The organism is Amycolatopsis sp. CA-128772 (genome assembly GCF_002904295.1).
Taxonomy (GTDB): domain Bacteria; phylum Actinomycetota; class Actinomycetes; order Mycobacteriales; family Pseudonocardiaceae; genus Amycolatopsis.
On record NZ_PPHG01000063.1, the window covers coordinates 1 to 17,445 of the forward strand.

At 72.6% G+C, this 17,445-nt stretch carries 18 protein-coding genes and 2 pseudogenes; 10 read left to right on the forward strand and 10 right to left on the reverse strand.

Annotated features, from left to right (window positions below; translation table 11 throughout):
- Positions 1-712: 712 nt before the first annotated feature.
- Positions 713-1,720 carry a polysaccharide deacetylase family protein gene (locus C2L59_RS21690; protein ID WP_103351358.1) on the reverse strand — a complete coding sequence of 336 codons (1,008 nt, stop codon included), beginning with the start codon at positions 1,718-1,720 and terminating at the stop codon, positions 713-715.
- Between the two features lie 270 nt (positions 1,721-1,990).
- Here C2L59_RS21690 and C2L59_RS21695 point away from each other — a divergent pair, with 270 nt between their 5' ends.
- The gene (locus C2L59_RS21695) at positions 1,991-2,869 is read left to right on the forward strand and encodes a hypothetical protein (RefSeq protein WP_233223619.1); all 879 of its coding nucleotides are present in this window, start codon (positions 1,991-1,993) and stop codon (positions 2,867-2,869) included.
- Between the two features lie 150 nt (positions 2,870-3,019).
- On the opposite strand, the gene C2L59_RS21700 is transcribed toward C2L59_RS21695, so the two are convergent.
- Complete coding sequence (locus tag C2L59_RS21700) at positions 3,020-3,490, reverse strand: hypothetical protein (protein WP_103351343.1); 471 nt, start codon at positions 3,488-3,490, stop codon at positions 3,020-3,022.
- A 953-nt stretch (positions 3,491-4,443) separates the two neighbouring features.
- Positions 4,444-4,779: a WGxxGxxG family protein gene (locus tag C2L59_RS21705; protein ID WP_103351344.1), complete on the reverse strand. Its 336-nt coding sequence runs from the start codon at positions 4,777-4,779 to the stop codon at positions 4,444-4,446.
- 273 nt (positions 4,780-5,052) lie between these two features.
- Here C2L59_RS21705 and C2L59_RS21710 point away from each other — a divergent pair, with 273 nt between their 5' ends.
- From C2L59_RS21710 to C2L59_RS21720, 3 genes are all read left to right on the forward strand, one after another.
- Entirely contained in the window at positions 5,053-5,394 is a 342-nt protein-coding gene (locus C2L59_RS21710; protein WP_103351345.1) for a hypothetical protein, read from the forward strand.
- 310 nt (positions 5,395-5,704) lie between these two features.
- A complete protein-coding gene (locus C2L59_RS21715; RefSeq protein WP_103351346.1) occupies positions 5,705-6,082 on the forward strand; it encodes a hypothetical protein in 378 nt (125 codons plus the stop codon).
- Between the two features lie 323 nt (positions 6,083-6,405).
- On the forward strand, positions 6,406-6,759 hold the full coding sequence (locus tag C2L59_RS21720) for a hypothetical protein (protein ID WP_103351347.1): 354 nt from the start codon (positions 6,406-6,408) through the stop codon (positions 6,757-6,759).
- Positions 6,760-6,807: 48 nt separating this feature from the next.
- On the opposite strand, the gene C2L59_RS21725 is transcribed toward C2L59_RS21720, so the two are convergent.
- Positions 6,808-7,905, reverse strand: a complete 1,098-nt coding sequence (locus tag C2L59_RS21725; RefSeq protein WP_233223620.1) for an AI-2E family transporter — start codon at positions 7,903-7,905, stop codon at positions 6,808-6,810.
- A gap of 128 nt (positions 7,906-8,033) precedes the next feature.
- Here C2L59_RS21725 and C2L59_RS21730 point away from each other — a divergent pair, with 128 nt between their 5' ends.
- Together C2L59_RS21730 and C2L59_RS21735 are read left to right on the forward strand one after the other, a co-directional pair.
- On the forward strand, positions 8,034-8,975 hold the full coding sequence (locus C2L59_RS21730; protein WP_103351349.1) for a glycoside hydrolase family 43 protein: 942 nt from the start codon (positions 8,034-8,036) through the stop codon (positions 8,973-8,975).
- A gap of 82 nt (positions 8,976-9,057) precedes the next feature.
- Positions 9,058-9,804, forward strand: coding sequence for a hypothetical protein (locus C2L59_RS21735; protein WP_103351350.1), 747 nt, complete (start codon positions 9,058-9,060; stop codon positions 9,802-9,804).
- A gap of 3 nt (positions 9,805-9,807) precedes the next feature.
- Here the strand turns inward: C2L59_RS21735 and ligD are convergent, their stop codons facing one another.
- Both ligD and C2L59_RS21745 read right to left on the reverse strand, forming a co-directional pair.
- Positions 9,808-11,778, reverse strand: coding sequence for a DNA ligase D (ligD, locus tag C2L59_RS21740; protein WP_103351351.1), 1,971 nt, complete (start codon positions 11,776-11,778; stop codon positions 9,808-9,810).
- Positions 11,779-11,977: 199 nt separating this feature from the next.
- Entirely contained in the window at positions 11,978-12,535 is a 558-nt protein-coding gene (locus tag C2L59_RS21745) for a TetR/AcrR family transcriptional regulator (protein ID WP_103351352.1), read from the reverse strand.
- Between the two features lie 122 nt (positions 12,536-12,657).
- Between C2L59_RS21745 and C2L59_RS21750 the strand changes: the two genes are divergently transcribed.
- A complete protein-coding gene (locus tag C2L59_RS21750) occupies positions 12,658-13,362 on the forward strand; it encodes an alpha/beta fold hydrolase (RefSeq protein ID WP_103351353.1) in 705 nt (234 codons plus the stop codon).
- A 1-nt stretch (position 13,363) separates the two neighbouring features.
- Here C2L59_RS21750 and C2L59_RS21755 read toward each other — a convergent pair whose 3' ends face one another.
- Complete coding sequence (locus C2L59_RS21755) at positions 13,364-14,242, reverse strand: RNA polymerase sigma-70 factor (protein ID WP_103351354.1); 879 nt, start codon at positions 14,240-14,242, stop codon at positions 13,364-13,366.
- An 85-nt stretch (positions 14,243-14,327) separates the two neighbouring features.
- On the opposite strand from C2L59_RS21755, the pseudogene C2L59_RS21760 reads away from it, so the two are divergent.
- Positions 14,328-14,474, forward strand: a pseudogene (locus C2L59_RS21760) (carboxymuconolactone decarboxylase family protein); the annotation flags it as partial.
- Positions 14,475-14,761: 287 nt separating this feature from the next.
- Here C2L59_RS21760 and C2L59_RS21770 read toward each other — a convergent pair.
- On the reverse strand, positions 14,762-15,481 hold the full coding sequence (locus tag C2L59_RS21770; protein ID WP_370444762.1) for an HAD family hydrolase: 720 nt from the start codon (positions 15,479-15,481) through the stop codon (positions 14,762-14,764).
- Between the two features lie 29 nt (positions 15,482-15,510).
- Here C2L59_RS21770 and C2L59_RS21775 point away from each other — a divergent pair, with 29 nt between their 5' ends.
- Together C2L59_RS21775 and C2L59_RS48155 are read left to right on the forward strand one after the other, a co-directional pair.
- Entirely contained in the window at positions 15,511-16,146 is a 636-nt protein-coding gene (locus tag C2L59_RS21775) for a hypothetical protein (protein WP_103351356.1), read from the forward strand.
- 69 nt (positions 16,147-16,215) lie between these two features.
- Complete coding sequence (locus tag C2L59_RS48155; protein ID WP_199199184.1) at positions 16,216-16,374, forward strand: hypothetical protein; 159 nt, start codon at positions 16,216-16,218, stop codon at positions 16,372-16,374.
- A gap of 2 nt (positions 16,375-16,376) precedes the next feature.
- Here the strand turns inward: C2L59_RS48155 and C2L59_RS49125 are convergent, their stop codons facing one another.
- Complete coding sequence (locus tag C2L59_RS49125) at positions 16,377-16,643, reverse strand: DUF2188 domain-containing protein (protein WP_233223622.1); 267 nt, start codon at positions 16,641-16,643, stop codon at positions 16,377-16,379.
- Positions 16,629-17,444 (reverse strand): annotated as a pseudogene (locus C2L59_RS21780) (manganese catalase family protein); the annotation flags it as partial. The pseudogene C2L59_RS21780 and the gene C2L59_RS49125, both read right to left, overlap by 15 nt.
- Position 17,445 lies beyond the last annotated feature (1 nt).

A 17,445-nucleotide genomic window follows, 5' to 3' on the forward strand; every position in this document is an offset into this window, starting at 1 on the left:
GATGGCATCGGGCGAGGGCTGCAGCTCCTGCGGGGGTGCTGCGGGATCGGTGGGCGCGGATGCGGTTTCCGGTGCGGGTGTTTCGGTGGCAGTCGGGGTCGCGGTGGTCACGGGTGTGGGTGGGTCTTCCGGGCTTGAAGGGGCTGCCTCGGGGGCGGCTGTCGGCGGTGTGGCCGGGGCTTCCGGAGCGGCGGCGGTTGTTCCGGTCGGGGCCGGAGCTGCGAGTGCCACCTCGGCCGAAATCCGCGGCGGCCGTGCGGTCGCCGGGACCGGTGGTGCTGCGGCGAGGTCTTCGGGACCGGGCCAGACCGGGGTGGCCCAAGTCTCTGGATCTTGCGCGGGCTCGGCGGGCGCTTCGGGTGCGGGCCCCGGGGGTGCGGTTCGAGTGGCGGCCGGCTCGGCCGGCGCCGGAGCGACCTGAGTTGTGGGTGGCTGCACTGGAAGTGCCGGAGCAACCGGAGCCGGAGCGGCCGGGGCCGGAGCGACCTGAGTCGTGGGTGGCTGCACCGGAGGCGCCGGAGCGACCGGCGCCGGAGCAACCTGAGCCGTGGGTGCCTGCACCGGGGCCGACTGAGCCGCAACCGGGCTCCCCGCCGCCGATGTCGTCTTCCGGGCCGGGATCCGCGGTCCCTTCGGCGCCGCCGTTCCGCGTGGTGGCTGGGGCCGGCGGCGGGGCTGCGGCAGCCAGTCCACCCGGGCCACCGGGAGCGGGTCAGTAGGCAAGGCCCACGCTCGCACACGCCGGCGCCACCGCGCCCTCGGATCGGGGGTACGACACCGTCGACGGGTCTCCGTCCGACGTGTAGCGGTGGCCCGTCGGGGACGCCAGCTCGTCCAGCCAGTGCGTCGAGCCGTACTCCGCCTCGCGGCCCTGCGACTGGGAACGGATGCGGGGGATCGCGCTCGCGTCGAAGTTCGCCGCGCACGGTGACGGCGCCGGTCCGGCGCCCACCAGCAGCACCCCCGCGTACGAATAGCCCGGGCCGCGCTGGGCCAGCTCCTCGCGGCGCGGGTGCATTCCGAACGGGAGGGCCAGCGTGGTCGGCTGGTACCCCGGAACCGCCTTGCGGATTTCCGCGTCCCCTTCGGTGATCGCCGCGATCGTCTCGCTCTCCGTCGCCTTGTGCAGGTTCGTGTGCCGGCGGGTGTGGTTGCCGATCTCGAAACCGTGCTCCGTCAGCCAGCGCAACGTGCGGCCGTCGCCCGGGTCGGCGAACGGGTGCTCGTTGACGTACAGGCTCGCCACCGGGCGGAAGCGCGGGTGCGCCGCCGCGACGTCCAGCAGGATGCGGATCGCCGTGCCCGCGGCCGGCTGGCCCTGCGGGGTCAGGCTGAACACGCTCGGGTCGCCGTCGTCGAAGGTCAGGACCACCGGGTGGGCGCCGGCCGGGAGGTCGAGCCGGCGGGCGACCAGGTCCGCCGTCGTGACCGGGACGTAGTCCTCCGCCGCGAGGCGCTCGAGTTCCGCCGTGAAGTCCGCGGGCGTGCGGTCGTACACCGAACGCGGCTGCGCGCCGATGCGGTGGTACATCAGGACCGGTACCCGGCCGAGCTCGTCCGCGCCGACCTCACGGGCGGCGGCCGCCGTGACGCGGACCGGGGCCGCGGCGGGCGCCGGCCGCGGCGGTGCGGGCGCCGGGGCCACGGGCGCCGGACCGCCGCAGGCCGCCAGGGCGAGGAAAGCGGTGAACCCGGTACCGAACCGGAAAAGGCAACGCATGCGGGGAAGTGTGCTGCCGGCCCGGAGCGGGTGCGGGCCGAGCCACCGGGTCGGGTGAGTGCGCAATTGCCGGCAACCGCCCCGAAAACCACGTTTCCGCAGGCCGGGACGTCAGCCCCGAATGGGGTGAGCGCACGATTCGGTGATAGTCGGAAAACCGGTTTGGCCAAGATCGGGATCGGGTATTTCCCCGCGATGGTCCCGAAAAAGGCGGTTGCCGCCGAACGAACCTTCGATCGACGTCTGGTCCTCACCGCCGCCCTTGCCGGCTTGGCCACGAGCGCGTGCGGTGCCCTGCAACGGGGCAAGGCGCTCACCGTGCCGGCCCCCGCGGCCGCGGCCGCGGCCGCCGCCGCGGCGCCGGCGCCGCCACCCCCGAACCCGCTCGAAACCAGCCTGCTCGTCGGGTTCTGCGGAGCGCCGGGCGCCAAGGCCCTCGGCCGGATGACCGGCGACCTCACCGAGGCGAGCCGCGCGCTGCGCCGCCAGATCGAGGCGTTCCCGGCAGGGCGCCCGATCACCCCGGTCGTCGAGCTGATCGCCACCACCGTGCACCGCTCGCCCGGCGCGGACGGCATGTTCCGCAGCCGCTGCGACGACGACACGGTGCGCGAGTACCTCGACGCCGCGCGGGCGATGAAGGGCTTGCTGCTGCTGAACATCCAGCCCGGCCGCGCGGACTTCCTGCCGGAGGTCCAGGCGTACGAGCGCTGGCTGACCGAGCCCGACGTCGGCGTCGCGCTCGACCCGGAGTGGGCCGTGGAACCGGGCGTGATCCCCGGGAAGAAGTTCGGCCGCACGACCGGCGACGAGCTCGACGGCGTCGCGAAGTACCTCGGGGGCCTGGCCGACGCGCACCACCTGCCCGCCAAGGTGATGGTCTACCACCAGGTCGCGGCGTCCGTGGTGCGCGACGAGCAGCTGCTGCACGCCCACCACGGCGTTTCGCCGGTCAAGGTCGTCGACGGCATCGGGTCGGCGTCGGCCAAGAAGGCGACGTGGAAGACGCTGATGACGACCATGCCCGCGCACGTGCGGCCGGGCTTCAAGCTGTTCTTCGAAGAGGACACCCGCCGCGGCGGGGCTCTGATGAGCCCGGCGGACGTGCTGGCGCTGAGCCCGAAGCCCGCCTACGTCGTCTACGAATAGCCCACGGCACGCGAAAGCCCGGTGCGGTCCGCCGCACCGGGCTTCTTCTTGTGCCGCAGGGGTTCGTCGGCCGCGGACGACGAAAGCCCGGCGCGGGAGGGGAACCGCGCCGGGCCGTCGCCGGCTTGTCCGTCCGGGGGTCCGGCCGGCTCAGCCGACCGGGACGGGCAGCCCGCCGAGAAGGTCGTTCACCAGTGCGGAAAGGCTGATCAGGACCCGCTGCAGCAACGCGTTGAGCAGGGCCGACACCGGCGGCAGCGATTGGCGGGACTGCAGCTGGGTGGCGAGGTCGTCGACGCCCTTGCGCGCCTTCTCGGTCTCCTGCTGCGCGGTCGCCGCGCTGTCCTTGGCCGCGGCCTGGATCGTGTACCGCTTGCCCTGGGACAGATCGGACAGCAGCGGGTCCAGCCGCGCGAGGGTGGCCTGCGTGCCGGGCACGTCCCCGCGGTCCGCCCGCGCCGCGAGCTGGTCGCGCAGGCCCTGGACCTCGGCCGCCGCGCTGGTGGTGCTCGACGATCCGCTGCCGCCGGGCCCGCCCGCCGTCGCCACACCCACGCCCGCCAGGGTCACCGCGGCGGCGGTGACGAACACCGTGAGCGCTCGGGTCAGTGCACTTTTCATGTCGTACTCCTCCGGATTGTGCGATGCCGACTGCGATCATCGTGATCGCCGATCCGCGATAGCGCGAGCGGATCCCGGCGGCCGCCGGCCGAGATCGATTCCGCACGGTGTACGGCCGCGCGGCGGCACCGGAACAAACATCGAGTTCGCGTGAAGGGGTGCGCAAGCCGTTTTGCGCTTCGGCTACGGTGGGTAATGCCATCACCCGGCCGTGTCGGCCGATTACGATATACGGATGAATCGATCGAATCTTTTTCGTCTCGGATGCGACCCGTGCTAGATCGGGTGATGTTCTACTTTCACTCGATCGTGAGGTTTCGCGAAGGAAAGATTGGGTAATCGGCGGCTTTTGCGTTGCGTCCGGAAATCCACCCGTAAGTAGGATACGGCGGAAAAACCCTTCTTGCGCGCCGGGTGGCTCGCTAATCTGGGGGGCGGTCGCGGGACCGGTTTCCCGGTCGTCTCCGCGGCCCCCTCGGTGCCGAGAGGCGGCAACTGGGCGCCATTCGGAGAAGCAGGAAACGCAGAACGTCCCGACGCCGACGGCGCCGGGACGTTGTGCGCGAAGATGAAGGGGGATCGGCGGTGCGCGGCACCAGGGGCACTCGGGCACCCGGCGAACGCGGGGCCGCCTGCCGGGTCCGCCCCGGTCGCTTGGTCCTGGGGGTTGTGGTTCGGCGCGGTGCGGCCGGCGTTCGGGTGGGTGGCCGGGATTGCCCTGGCTGCCGGGTGTGCGGGCCGGTCCCGGGGGTTGCCGTTCGGCGGGGTACCACCGGTGTTCGGCTATCCGATCGGGCCCGGGAGAAAGGGATGAATTGCCCTGCTCGCCCGGTTTCCGCTGCTGCCGCAGCGCCGGAGACCACCATCCATCCCCCCGGCGAAGACCGGGGCGGCGAGCTGGATCGCCCTGGCCGCCCCGTTCCCCGTCCCGCCGCAGAATGGACCGCTGCGGCTCAGACGCCCGGCGGGTTCCGGCGCGGCTCGGCCGGCGGGTACGTGTTGGCCGGCGGTGCCTCCCCGGCGACCGGGTACCCCGCCATCGCACCCGGCTTCGGCCCGCGGCGGACCAGGCCCGCCAAACCCAGCAACCCGACCAGGCCGAGCAGGCCCCACAACCCGTTGTCGTCGTTGTCGTCGTGGTTGTTGTCGCGCGCATTGCCGTCGTCGGTCTGGGCGTGCCAGGCCGGGGCGGCGAATTCCGGCGCCGCCGATGCCGGCAGTGCGCCGGTCAGGGCGATGGCCGCGGCCACGACTCCGCCGCAGAACAGTTTTCGTGCCGTGCGCGTCATCTCGGTTCTTCCTTCCGGTCGGAGGGTGCTTCTCCGGCGGCGTACCCCCGCCGCCCGCATTCACTCGTGCTGTCACGTGAACGAGCGAATGCTCCGGCACCGGGCCCCGGTTCCGGCCGCTTTCCCGGCGTTTGTAAGATGGCTCGCGGTTCAAGACAGAGCCGCGCAGGGACGCGTTGTGCGCGCACGCCCGCCACCGGTCGTTCCCCTCGTCAAGCGCAGCAGCGCATCCGTGCCGGGCCATTCCGTCCACTGCCGTGGACCGGGGGAGTAATGAACACTGATCTCGTCGTCGCGCCGCTCGGCGCGACTTTCACGCCACGCCTCATCTGCACCACCGGTGACCGCCTCATCCACCCGGCGGACGGGCGCAACGACCTCGCCAGGATCGTCGTGCGCTGGGCGCGCGCCTGGGTTCCCGAAACCTGGCCCGCCCGCCAGTACTTCGCCGCGCTGGGCATCGGTGACGAGGAAAGCCCGTGCTACGGCGACGAAGCCGTCGTCGGCTGGCACCTGCTGCAGCCGCGGCCGGACTCGCTCGCGTGGCGGGTGCGGTCGGGCGAAATCGACGTCACCACCGCGCTCACGGCCGAAGCCGAGGCCTGGCCACAGTAGAGAACCGAGCCGGAGAGCTCTGCGCCGCCCCGTCCCGCGGTGGCGCAGGGCTCTTTCGCATGCCCGGATTCTTCCCTTGCCCCGCAACGGCTTCCGGCGCAGGATAAGGGTGAGGTGCCGGGCGGAAAGAAACCATCCGCGTAACCCGATCGGACCACACCCGGCGCGGTCAGAGGCTCGCGGTACCCACACGATGGTGGCACGAAGTGGCAACGTCGGGCGGCTCTCAGTACGTTTCCACCACGCGGGACGGAGAACACACTTCACGGCCGTCCTGCTTTCTCCGAAATCGTTCACTGAGGAGCAATCCATGCTGAAGAAGATGGGCTTCGTCGCGGTCACCGCGGCGGCCGGCGCGATCCTGGCCGGCGGGGTCGCCTCCGCCGGTACCCCGGACGGCCACGAGCACCACCACGGCCACGGCCACCACTACGGCGGCTACGACTACACCGGCCAGGTCGGCCTGGTGAACCTGAACAACACCGACGTGCTCCACAACGTCAACGCCACGCTCGGCCTGTGCGGCAACGACATCAACGTGCTCGGGGTCCAGGTCCCGCTGCACGACGTCGCCAACGGCATCGGCGTGCCGATCCTGTCGCCGGGCGAGCACTCGGCCGAGGGCGAGTCGCCGTACAACTGCGCGTCGAGCGGTCTCGCCGACGGCGGCACGAGCCAGGGTCACTGAAAATCTCCGTGCCGGGGCCGCCCGCTGTGTGTGCGGAAGCCGGCTCCGGCACGGGGTCCGGCGGCTGTGCCGCCGTCGCGCCGCGCGCCCGGAACACGGAGCGAGCTGCACACTTCGGTTCCGCGTCCCGGGCACGCCGCGACGCCGGACGCCGCCGGCCCGGGTGGGACCGGCCGCGACGCTGGAGAAAGTGCGCCGGTCCCACCCGGCGTGAACGCACCTTGACGGATTTCCCCGGGCCCGGCGAACCGAAGCCGGACCTGTTCCCTTCCCCCAACCCCCTGCCGGACCGTCCGGCGGGTATTCAGAAGGAGTTTTCTCCCGTGATCAAGCAGCTCGGCTTCGTCGCCACCGCTCTCGCCGCCGGGATGGCGGTGCTCGGCGGATCCGCGTCCGCAACCACCGTCAGCGTCGCGGGCCACCCGGTCGACTCGACCGACCAGTTCGGCCTGATCGGCAACGTGCAGAACCTCGACGCGCTGCACAACCTGAACGTCGTCGGCGGCGTCTGCGACAACGACATCAACGTGCTCGGGGTCCAGGTCCCGCTGCACGACGTCGCCAACGGCATCGGCGTGCCGATCCTCTCGCCGGGCGAGCACGAGGCGGAGGGCGAGTCCCCGTACAACTGCGCCGCCGGGCAGATCGCCGACGGCGGGACCGCCCAGGGCAACTGACCGAATCCGGTCCGAACCGCCGTGCGGGATTCCCGCGCGGCGGTTTCGTCATGCCCGGTCGAGCCGGTGGACGGCCACTTCGCGCACGACGAGCAGCACCGCGGCCGCGACCGGCACGGCGACGAACGCGCCGACCACGCCGAGCAGCTCGAACCCGAGGAGCACCGCGACCACGGTGACCAACGCGGGGATCCGGACGGCGCGGCCGACCACCTTCGGCAGCAGCACGTAGTCCTCCACCAGCCGGTAGACCACGAAGAAGCCCACGGTCGCCAGCCCCACCGGCACCGACTCCGTGAACGCGATCAGGCTGGTGCCGGCCCCCGCCGCCACCGAACCCGCCACCGGAACCAGGTCGAGCACGGCGACGAGCACGGCCAGCACCAGGGAGTAGGGCACGCCGAAGGCCCACAGCCAAGCGAACGTCGCCGCCCCGGCGATCAGGGACACCACGACGTTGCCGACGAGGTACGCGCCCACCTTCCGGAAGACCGCGTCGCCGATCAGGATCACCCGCGGCCGCCGCGAGCGCGGGGCCAGCCGGTACAGCGCCGCGCGGATCCGCGGGAAGTCGGCGACGAAGTAGCTGGCGAGCACGACGACGATCACCGCGTCGGCGAGCAGCCCGGCGAGCGACTCCGCCACGTCGGTCAGGCGGACGGACCGGACGGCGGCTTCGAGGCCGAAGGTTTCGTTGGCCTGGCCCAGCAGGGTGCTGTGGTCGCGCAGCAGGGTCAGGTAGCGCGGTGCGCCGTTCTGCAGCTGGGCCGCCTGGTCGGCCAGCGGCACGGCGGCCGCGGCGACGGTCCCGCCGAGCACGGCCAGCCCGGTCACGACGACGATGACGGTGGCGAGCGCGCGCGGCATCCGGCGCGCGAGCCGGGCGGTCACCGGTTCGAGGCCGACCGCGAGGAAGAACGCGATGCCGATCAGCAGCAGCGCGTCGGAGGCGGCGAGGACGACCTCGACGACGGCGACCGTGACGACGACCCCGGCCGCCGCGAGCATCCCGGTGAAGAACGGGGTCCGGCGGTCGAGCGGTTTTCCCGGCGCACCCAACGGTTTTTCCTGCCGGGCGGCGGCCCCTTCGGCTTCACCGACGGGGTGGCCGGCGCGGTACGCACCTCGTCCGCTCGTTGCGTGCATGCGTTGGCGTCTACCCCCGCGCGCCCGGGCGAATCCACCCGATCAGGGTACGCGGGCAAATCCACGCTTCCCGGTGACGGCGGCCGTCTGCCGTTGCCGGAAGCGTTGGGGTGTCAACAGAATCGCCTATGCGTCTCAAGGGTCTGCCGCTCGCCCTCGTCATGGCCGTTGCCGCCGCCTTCGCGGTGGTGCCGGAAGCGGCGGCCGTCAGCGCGCCACGGCTGCTCATCAACCAGGACTTCCCCGATCCGGACGTCCTCAAGACCGCCTGGGGCTACTTCGCGTTCTCGACGGGCACGGGCGCGAAGCGGATCCCGTTCGCGACGGCGCCGGCCCCGGAAGGACCGTGGCAGGTCGCCGGCGACGCGCTCGGCGCGGTACCGGTGTGGGCGAAGCCGGACGGCGGCTTCTGGGCACCGGATGTCACGCAACTGGCGGACGGCACGTTCGTGCTGTACTTCGCGGCCGCGCAGAAGACGGGCGGCGAAATGTGCCTCGGCGCGGCCACGGCGGCGAAAGCGGGAGGCCCGTACACCCCGGCCGGCGACCAGCCCCTGGTGTGCGCCCCCGAGGACCACGGCGACATCGACCCGCAGACGTTCGTGGACGCGGACGGCTCCCGCCACCTGCTGTACAAAAGCGACGGCGGGCCGGCGGGACCGCCGGCGGCGATCTGGACGCAGAAGGTGCAGGCCGACGGCCGTACGCTGACCGGCCCGCGCACCGAGCTGCTCCGGGCGGACCTGACGGCGGAGAAGGCGATCGTCGAGGCGCCTTCGGTGGTGAAGACGGCGTCCCGCTACCTGCTGTTCTATTCGGCGGACACGTTCCAGAGCACGGGTTACCACACGTGTTACGCGTCGGCGCCGGCGCTGTCGGGCCCGTTCGTGAAGGCCGACGCCCAGTTCCTGTCGACCGACCTCCTCGGCGGCAAGGTGGACGCCCCGGGCGGAGCGGACGTGGTGGACGGCCACATCTACTTCCACGGCTGGCTGGGCGGCGGCCGCACCGCGCGGGGCCTGTACGAGCTACCGGTCTCGTTCGCGGGCGACGTGCCGAAGCTGGGGTGAACGTGTCACCCACCCGAGTGGTGCTCCGGTTGGGTGGCGCGGGGCCCGGATAACCGGGGGACGAGCGAAACGGAGGAGCGACATGACGGTGTGGTGGGGATTGGCGGGCCTGCTCGGCCTGCTCGGGTGCTGCGGTCTCCTCCGGAGCCACCGCGCGAACGGAGCGATCGACGACGATCCCCTGGCCCGCTACCCGGTGGCCCGCGAGCCGGCGACCCCGAACGCCGACGCGGCCCACACACCGCTCATGACGCCGGCGATCACGCCGGAGATGCTGGCTGGCGGGGTGGGAGAGCCGCGGCCGGATGGGGCGGTGCCGGAGTCGGGGACGATCGCGGGAGAGATCCCGGCGCCCCGGCCGGAGGAGATGCCGGCGGTGCGGCAGGAGGTACCGGCGGCAGCGCCCATGGGGGAGCAGCCGGCGATGTACCAGGAGGCCCTGACAGCGGCGCCTGCGGGGGAGCTCTCGGCGGTGCACCGGGAAGTTCCGATGGCGGTGCCCGCACAGGAGCAGCCGGCGGTGCGCCAGGAGGCTCCGGCAGCGGCGCCCGCGGCACTGCCCCGACACTATGCAGCGCCTGCAACTCCCGGTTCCTCAACACCCGCGCCGGCGCAAGAACCCGCGGAACCGGCCGCCCCGCACACCGCCGTCAGCTCGGGGCCGAAGCATGCGCTCGGGCCGGCCGACGTCCCCGCGATCCCGCAAGCACGATCCGAACCGGCAGCCCACCGGCGGGCCGCCGAAACCGTGGCACCGCCGGCGGAAACCCCGTCCGGCCGCGGCTCGGGCCTGGGCGGGCTGGTCCACCGCCTCCTGGGCCGGAACTGAACCTCACTCCGGCAGCGCCGCGGCCTTCGTCAACCCGGCGAGCAGGTCCCCGTGGTCGTCGATGCGGTCCAGGACCTCGTCCGCCGTGAACGTCAGGTGGGCCACGTGCCGGCACGCCCGGACCTCCTCCCACGTCACCGGGGTCGAGGCCGTCGGGTGGTCGCGGCCGCGCAGGGAATACGGGGCCACCGTCGTCTTCGCCGGGCTGTTCTGGCTCCAGTCGATGAACACGCGGCCCGTCCGCTGGGCCTTCGCCATCACCGCCGTCACCGACTCCGGTGTCTCGCGCGCCAACCGCTGCGCGAGCCGCTTCGCGTACGCCGAGGGCGCCGCCGGGTCGTCCGTGGTGATCCCGCAGTACAGCTGCATCCCCTTGGACCCCGACGTTTTCGCGTACGGCGTCAGGCCGTCCGCCACCAGCACGTCGTGCAGGCGCTCGGCCACCCGGCAGCAGTCGACGACCGTCGTGCCCGGGCCCGGGTCGAGGTCGAACACCAATCGGTCCGGGGTGCGGCGGGCACCCGACTCCACCGTCCACTGTGGCACGTGGAGCTCGAGCGCCGCCATGTTCGCCGCCCACACCAGCCCCGGCAGGTCGTCGAGGAGCGGGTAGTCGATCGTGCCGCCGCTGCCGGCCAGGCGGACCGTGCGCAGCCACTCCGGCGCGCCCTTGGGAACGTTCTTCTCGAACCACTTCTGGCCGTCGACGCCGTTGGGGTAGCGGATGAACGTCACCGGGCGGCCGGCCAGGTGCGGCAGCAGCACCGCCGCGACGCGCGAGTAGTAGTTGATCACCTCGCCCTTGGTGAACCCGGCCGCCGGGTACAGCACCTTGTCCAAATTGGACAGCGTGAGCCGCCGGTTCCCCGCCTGGACGGTGATCCGCTGTGCCGAAGGCTCGGGCGGCGGTGGGGCGGCAGCCGGTTCGGGCGGTGGCCCGGCGCGCGGGGCCAGGACGTCCGCCGGGTCCTTGTCCTGGCGCAGGCCGCGCCAGGCGGTGTGGCGGACGCGGCCGCCGCGGGTGAACTGGCGGTAGACGATCTCGCCCACCAGCCGCGGCTCGACCCAGCGCGCGCGGACGGTGTCCTCCCGCGGGGGCGTCGTCGCGAACGGGTGCGTGCGCCGCTCGAGGGACTGCAGCTGCTCCTGCAGCTCGGCGCGGGTGGCCTGGCTGAACCCGGTGCCGACGTCGCCGATGTAGACGAGGTCGCCGGTGCCCGGGTCGTGGGCGCCGAGCAGCAGCCCGCCGAGGGTGCCGGTGAAGCTGCGCTGGCCCGGCCGCCAGCCGCAGACGATCACCTCCTGCGTCCGGATCAGCGGGTGCTTCAGCCACGAGTCCGGCCGCTGGCCCGGCAGGTAGGCCGACGACCGCAGTTTCGCGACGACGCCTTCGTACCCGGCGGCCGCGGCGTGCGCGAGGAAGTCCGCGGGCGTGCGGCGGTCGGCGGCGAGCTCGTCGAAGGTGACCGCACGGACCACCGAAACGCGGTACGGGTCCGGCATCGGCAGCTCGTCGAGGAGCCGGCGGCGCTCGTCGTACGGGGTGGCCAGCAGGCTGCGCTCGCCCAGCTGGAGCAGGTCGAAGGCGAGGAACCGGACCGGGACGTCGGTGAACTCGAGGCCCTTCGGCCCGCTCTGGTGCCGGACGTACCGGCCGCGGCGCTCCTGCATCCGCTCGAAGTCGATCCGGCCGTCGTCGCCGTAGACGACGACCTCGCCGTCGAGGTAGGCGGCCCGCCCGTCGAGCGCGGGGGTGAGCACGCCGGCAAGTTCGGCGAACTCCGCGGTGAAGTCGATGTTGTTGCGGCTGGTGAGGGTGGTGGTGCCGTCCGGCGCGATCCGCATGGCCGCGCGGTAACCGTCCAGTTTGTACTCGTAGGCCCACTCCGGGCCGCTGCGCAGCCGGCCGCCGTCGGCCTTGGCGAGCATCGGCTCCAGCCAGGCCGGGACGCGCGACGCGTCGTTTGCCGCCATCTCGGACCTCCGTCACCTCACGTGCTCAGGTGCTGATGCGGCCGAAAGCAGGCCGCCCCCGTGCGGCGTCACCGTCGCCGCAAAGTCGTTCGGCCGTGGCTGTGGTCGGATCAGCACCCATCGGCACAGTAACCCGTTCGGCCTAGCTTCGCTGGGTTTTCGCAGGTGAACGCCGCTTGAACGCGTGTTCGGACCCTGATCAGCCCGGCAGGAGGTCGTCGACGGCCCGGCGGAGCGTCGCGCGCACCTTCTCCGGGTCGTCGAGTTCGCCGCCGTGGAGGGCGCCGTCGCGCAGGAGGACGAGCACCCGGGCGGCGTGGTCCGGCTCCGGGTGGCCCAGGGCCGCGGCCTGCTCGCGCAGGACGTCGGAGAACCACCGCCGGTGGTCCTCGATGACCTGGCGCACCTGGTGCTCCGGGTCCGGGTACTCGGCGGCGGCGTTGAGGAACTGGCAGCCGCGGAAGTCCTCGCCCCGGGTCGCGTCGCCGACCACCGCCATCGTGTCGACCAGGGCCTCGCGCGGGGCCTTGCCCGCCCGCGCCGCTTCGACGGCCGCGCGGATCTGGCGGCTGGTCCCGGCGAGGTAGGCGGCGACGAGGTCGTCCTTGGTCGGGTAGTGCCGGTAGAACGTCGCCCGGGTCACCGCCGCCTCGGAAACCAGGCGTTCCACCCCGACGGCGTGGATGCCTTCGGCGTAGAAGAGCCGGGATGCGGTCGCGAGCAGCCGGTCCTTCGGGTGCGGCTCGACAGTGCTCATCCCCGCAGCTTAGAGAAAGACCGGTCGTTCTGCGAGATCGGCTACGTCACATTGCCAGCGCGGCCCGGACACGCCAGAGTAGTCGGCAGAAAGACCGATCGTTCTCCCTAAAGGAGCCAGCCATGAGCAAGCCCACCATCGTCCTGGTCCACGGCGCGTTCGCCGACTCGTCGAGCTGGACCGGCGTCGTCACGAAGCTGCAGGAGCAGGGTTATCCGGTCCGCGCGGTGGCGAACCCGCTGCGCGGCGTCGAGTCCGACGCGGCCTACGTGAAGGACGTCGTCGACAGCGTCGAAGGCCCGGTCGTCCTGGCCGGCCACTCCTACGGCGGCGCCCTGATCACCCGCGCGGCCACCGAGACGCCGAACGTCCGCGCCCTGGTCTACATCGCCGCCTTCCAGCCCGACGCCGGCGAGAGCGTGTTCGAGCTGTCCGGCCGCTACCCGGGCGCCAAGCTCGGCCCGGAGACCACCGACGTCCTGGTGCACGACGGCGAGCCCGAGCTGTCGATCAAGCCGGCGGACTTCGCCGAGGTCTTCGCCGCCGACGTCCCCGCGGCCGCCGCGGCCGTCCTGGCGGTGACCCAGCGGCCGGTCGCGCAGCAGGCCCTGGCCGCGCCGTTCGAGGGCACCCCGGCGTGGTCCAAGCTCCCCTCCTGGACGTTGATCGCGAACCAGGACAACGCGATCCCGGCCGCGGCGCAGGAGTTCATGGCCGCGCGCGCGTCTTCGACGGTCCGCCGGATCGACGCCTCGCACGCGGTCGCGGTGTCCCAGCCGGACGTCGTCGCCGAGGTCATCGTGGCCGCGGCGACGCACGTCGAGTGACTCAGCGGCACAGGGTGGCCGGCGCGTCCAGGCGCGACAGCTTTTCCGGGTTGCGCACGGCATGAAGCCCCGTGACCAGGCCGTCGTCGACGCGAACCGCCACCACGGTGTCGATCTCGCCGCCGAGCCGCAGGAGCAGCGCCGGGTAGTCGTTGACCTGGGCCGCTTCCAGCTTCCCGGCGGCGAAATTGCCCAGGCCGGCGGCCAGCAGGCGGGCCACGTCCGCGGCCCCGGAGACGGGCGAAAGCACGGCCTGGACGACCCCGCCGCCGTCGCCGAGGAACACGACGTCCGGGGCGAGGACGTCGAGCAGGTCTCGCAGGTCGCCCGTCTCGACGGCGCGCCGGAACGCCTCGAGGGCGTCCCGGGTCGCCGCCGGCGAGACGGTCCCGCGCGGCCGGCGCGCGGCGACGTGGGAGCGGGCCCGGTGCGCGATCTGGCGCACCGCGGCCGCGCTCTTGCCGACGGCTCCGGCGATTTCGCCGTGGTCCAGGGCGAACACCTCGCGCAGCACGAACACCGCCCGCTCGGCCGGCCCGAGCGTCTCCAGCACCAGCAGCATCGCCATGGACACGCTGTCGGCCAGCTCGACGTCGTCGGCGACGTCGGGCGCGGTCAGCAGCGGTTCGGGCAGCCACGGACCGACGTAGGACTCCTTGCGCCGGCCGAGCGCCCGCAGCCGCATCAGCGCCTGGCGGGTGGTCATCCGGACCAGGTACGCCCGCTGGTCCCGCACCCCGGCGAGGTCCACGTCCACCCAGCGCAGCCACGTCTCCTGCAGGACGTCTTCGGCGTCGGCGGCCGAGCCGAGCAGCTGGTGGGCGACGGTGAAGAGCAGGTTGCGGTGGGAGAGAAAGGGCTCGGTGGCGGGATCGGCCATGGGTGGCTCCTCTGCGTGCTCGGGTTCGCCCTCCAGATGCCGGGCGCCGCCGCCGTGACAGTGATCGTCGTCACCCACCCAGTTGGCCCGGGCCCGCAAGCACTACGACGACGACCGGCTCGCCGCCCTGATCGCCCTGGTCGCCCTGGTCGCGCAGATGAACGCGGCCAACCGGCTCGCGGTGATCGTCCACCAGAAGGGCGGCGCCTACGAGCCGGGCATGTTCGGCTGACACCGCCCGGTGGCGGCTGCGGAAGGGCGACCGTCCCGGCTGGCTCGGCTGAGCCGGAAACGCCCCAATGTGGCGTTGGGTGCGTGGGATGCACCGAACGCCGCGTTGGGTGCGTGGGATGCACCGAACGCCACATTGGGGCGATGGGGCAGGCGGGTTCGGCCTTCGCCGAGTTTGCCGCGCAGATACTCCAGTGCCTGCGAGGCACCGGCCTCGGTCGAGGCGCTCGGGCTGGCGGTGGAGCGGCGGGAGCGGTTCACCCTCGGGACGGCTGGTCGCCCGCCGGCTCAGCCGATCAGCACGCTGTCGTCCAGCCCGGCCAGCAGCGCCGCGACGTCGTCGTAGATCGCGACTGCGCCGGCGTCGGACAGCTCGCCCGGGCCGATTCCGCCGGAGAGCACCGAGACCGTGCGGACGCCGGCTTTCTCGGCGGCGTGGACGTCCCAGACCGCGTCGCCGACGAAGATCGTTTCCTCCGGTGCCGTCCCGGCTTTCTCGAGGGCGGCGATCACCGGTTCCGGGTCGGGCTTGGTCGCGTCGACGTCGTCGCCGGAGACGATGCCGGTGACCACGTCGTCGACGTCGAGGACCCGGCGCAGCTCCTTGAGCTCGTCGGGGGCCGCCGACGTCGCCAGCACGACCCGCAGCCCGCGCCCGGCCAGCTCGCGGACGAGGTCCGGGGCGCGGTCGAACGGGCGCAGGAGCTCCGCCGACTCGAGGTAGAAGCGGCTGTGCAGCTCCTTCGCGCGGTCGCCGATCCGGTCGGCGTCCTCGTCGCCCAGCAGGGTGCTCAGCAGCTTGCCGGACCCCTTGCCGATCGCGCGGTGCACGCGCCAGGAATCCACGTTCCGGCCGAGTTCGTGGAACGCCCGGCGCCAGGCGTGGACGTGGAGGTAGTTGGAGTCGACGAGCGTGCCGTCGACGTCGAACAGGACCGCGGTGGCGATGGCAGGCTCCTCGGGTCGGTGCAGTTTCTCCGTCCTCCGCGCGGGTATCGGGAGGACGATCGATTACCCCGGCGGGGAGGGAAGTACACATGGCGGGTCTCGTTTCGGCGGGTTTCCGCGGGCTGGCCGCGCTGCGGCACGCCCGGGCGTTCCACCCCGCGGGCGTCGTGCTGCACGGCGAGCTCCGGCCGCTCGCGGACGACCTGCCGTGGCCGGATGGGCCGGCCCCCGTCATCGCCCGCCTGTCCAAGGGCGCCGGCACGCCCGGCCGGCTGCCGGACGCGCTCGGCCTGGCGGTGCGCATCCCGGGCGCGGGCCGCGCGGGCGGACCGTGGGACATCACCCTGACCACGGCGGGCGCCGGGCACATCGGCCGGGTGCTGCCCCGCCCGGCGGCGGCCTGGACGAGCGGCGCGTACAGCAGCCTCGTGCCGTACCGCCGCGCCGACCGCCTCGTCTGGCTCGGCGCATGGGCGTCGTCGCCGCGGGTGGAGGCGTCGATCGAGGCGGCGCGGGCGGCGGAAGGGTGGCGGTTCGTGCTCCGGACCGGTCGCGAAGACGGGCGCTGGTGCGACAGCGCGGTGCTCACGCTGGCGGGCCTCGCTGAGGACGCGCCGTCGTTCGACCCGATGCTGCATCGCCCGGAGGGGCTGGGGTTCGCGCCGGAGTGGCTGGTGCGGGTGCGGGAGCGCGCTTATGCGGGGAGCCGGGCCGGGCGGCCGTGAGACCGCCCGGCCCGTTTCGCGCTCACCCCGCCGGGTATGCCCCGGGTTCCGCCTCGATCGGAGGAAGCGATGAGCACACCCGAAATCGACCCCGTGACCGCCGAGAGCATGGAAGAGGACGCCGACGTCGGTGGTGAGCACACCGAGCCGACGTTCCACGACCAGGAGCCACGCGCCGGCGATGGTGACGAAGAGGGCGGCGACCACGGGGGCATGCCGACGGCCTGAGGTCAGGAGCCGGCGCGCGGGTAGGTGCGGCGTTCGCCGAGGCGACCGTCCTTCGTGCGGATGAAGTGCGCCGTGCCGCGCTTGATCGCCAGCTTGCGGCCCTGCGCGACCGCCTCGGACTTCGTCTCGGCGCTGCCCGAAGCCCGCGTGTTGCCGGCGACCTTGTTCTTCCAGACCGAGCCGTCGTGGAACGTCTCGACGTCGCCGTCCGCGAGCTCCGGCTCGGCGTCCTGAGGCGGTGCGTCCTGAGCCGGTGCGTCCTGAAGCACTGCGTAGGTGCCGAAGAGCGCCGGATCCGGCGCCGGTGCGGTGCCGGGGCCGCCGAGGGGCTGGGGGTCCATCAGGTATTCGATGCCGGCGCCGGTGGTCCAGCTGGCGCCCTTGGCGCCGTCGGGTCCGTCGGACAGGTGCCAGATGGTGTGGTTGTGGGTCTGGTCTTCTTCGTCGAGGAGGGCGCCGGGGGCGATGTCGCCTTCGAGGCCGTCGGCTTGGAGTTCTTCGATGGCGGCGAGCCATTGTTTCTGGTGGACGGTGTCGCGGGCGAGGTTGAACTGGAGCATGGCTTTGACGCCGGGGTCGTCGGTCATGTTGTAGAGGCGGGCGGTTTGGAGGCGGCCTTGGGCTTCGGCGGCGGCGTTGGCGCGGAAGTCGGCGAGGAGGTTGCCGGAGGCGACGATGTATTTGCCGTTCCAGGGGGTGCCGTTGCTGTCGGCGGGCAGGGCGCCGCCGCCGGCGACGATGGCTTGCTGGACGTCCATGCCGCCGATCATGGCGGCCATGACGGGGTCTTTGACGGCGTCGGCGGTGACGGTGGCGGGGGCGCCTTCGAGGAGGCGGGCGACCATGGTGGCGAGCATTTCGACGTGGCCGATTTCTTCGGTCGCGGTGTCCATGATGAGGTCTTTGTACTTGCCTTCGATGCGGCAGTTCCAGCCTTGGAAGAGGTATTGCATGGTGACGGTCATTTCGCCGAAGGCGCCGCCGATGAGTTCTTGGAGTTTGCGGGCGTAGACGGGGTCGGGCTTTTCGGGCTTGGCTTCGAACTGCAGCAGCTTCGTGTGACGGAACACG

Excerpts from the sequence above, each read along its gene's own strand:
- C2L59_RS21690 (WP_103351358.1), bottom strand. The coding sequence starts at position 1,720 with ATGCGTTGCCTTTTCCGGTTCGGTACCGGGTTCACCGCTTTCCTCGCC.
- C2L59_RS21700 (WP_103351343.1), bottom strand. The coding sequence starts at position 3,490 with ATGAAAAGTGCACTGACCCGAGCGCTCACGGTGTTCGTCACCGCCGCC.
- C2L59_RS21705 (WP_103351344.1), bottom strand. The coding sequence starts at position 4,779 with ATGACGCGCACGGCACGAAAACTGTTCTGCGGCGGAGTCGTGGCCGCG.
- C2L59_RS21710 (WP_103351345.1), top strand. The coding sequence starts at position 5,053 with ATGAACACTGATCTCGTCGTCGCGCCGCTCGGCGCGACTTTCACGCCA.
- C2L59_RS21715 (WP_103351346.1), top strand. The coding sequence starts at position 5,705 with ATGCTGAAGAAGATGGGCTTCGTCGCGGTCACCGCGGCGGCCGGCGCG.
- C2L59_RS21725 (WP_233223620.1), bottom strand. The coding sequence starts at position 7,905 with ATGCACGCAACGAGCGGACGAGGTGCGTACCGCGCCGGCCACCCCGTC.
- C2L59_RS21730 (WP_103351349.1), top strand. The coding sequence starts at position 8,034 with ATGCGTCTCAAGGGTCTGCCGCTCGCCCTCGTCATGGCCGTTGCCGCC.
- C2L59_RS21735 (WP_103351350.1), top strand. The coding sequence starts at position 9,058 with ATGACGGTGTGGTGGGGATTGGCGGGCCTGCTCGGCCTGCTCGGGTGC.
- ligD (WP_103351351.1), bottom strand. The coding sequence starts at position 11,778 with ATGGCGGCAAACGACGCGTCGCGCGTCCCGGCCTGGCTGGAGCCGATG.
- C2L59_RS21745 (WP_103351352.1), bottom strand. The coding sequence starts at position 12,535 with ATGAGCACTGTCGAGCCGCACCCGAAGGACCGGCTGCTCGCGACCGCA.
- C2L59_RS21750 (WP_103351353.1), top strand. The coding sequence starts at position 12,658 with ATGAGCAAGCCCACCATCGTCCTGGTCCACGGCGCGTTCGCCGACTCG.
- C2L59_RS21755 (WP_103351354.1), bottom strand. The coding sequence starts at position 14,242 with ATGGCCGATCCCGCCACCGAGCCCTTTCTCTCCCACCGCAACCTGCTC.
- C2L59_RS21775 (WP_103351356.1), top strand. The coding sequence starts at position 15,511 with ATGGCGGGTCTCGTTTCGGCGGGTTTCCGCGGGCTGGCCGCGCTGCGG.
- C2L59_RS48155 (WP_199199184.1), top strand. The coding sequence starts at position 16,216 with ATGAGCACACCCGAAATCGACCCCGTGACCGCCGAGAGCATGGAAGAG.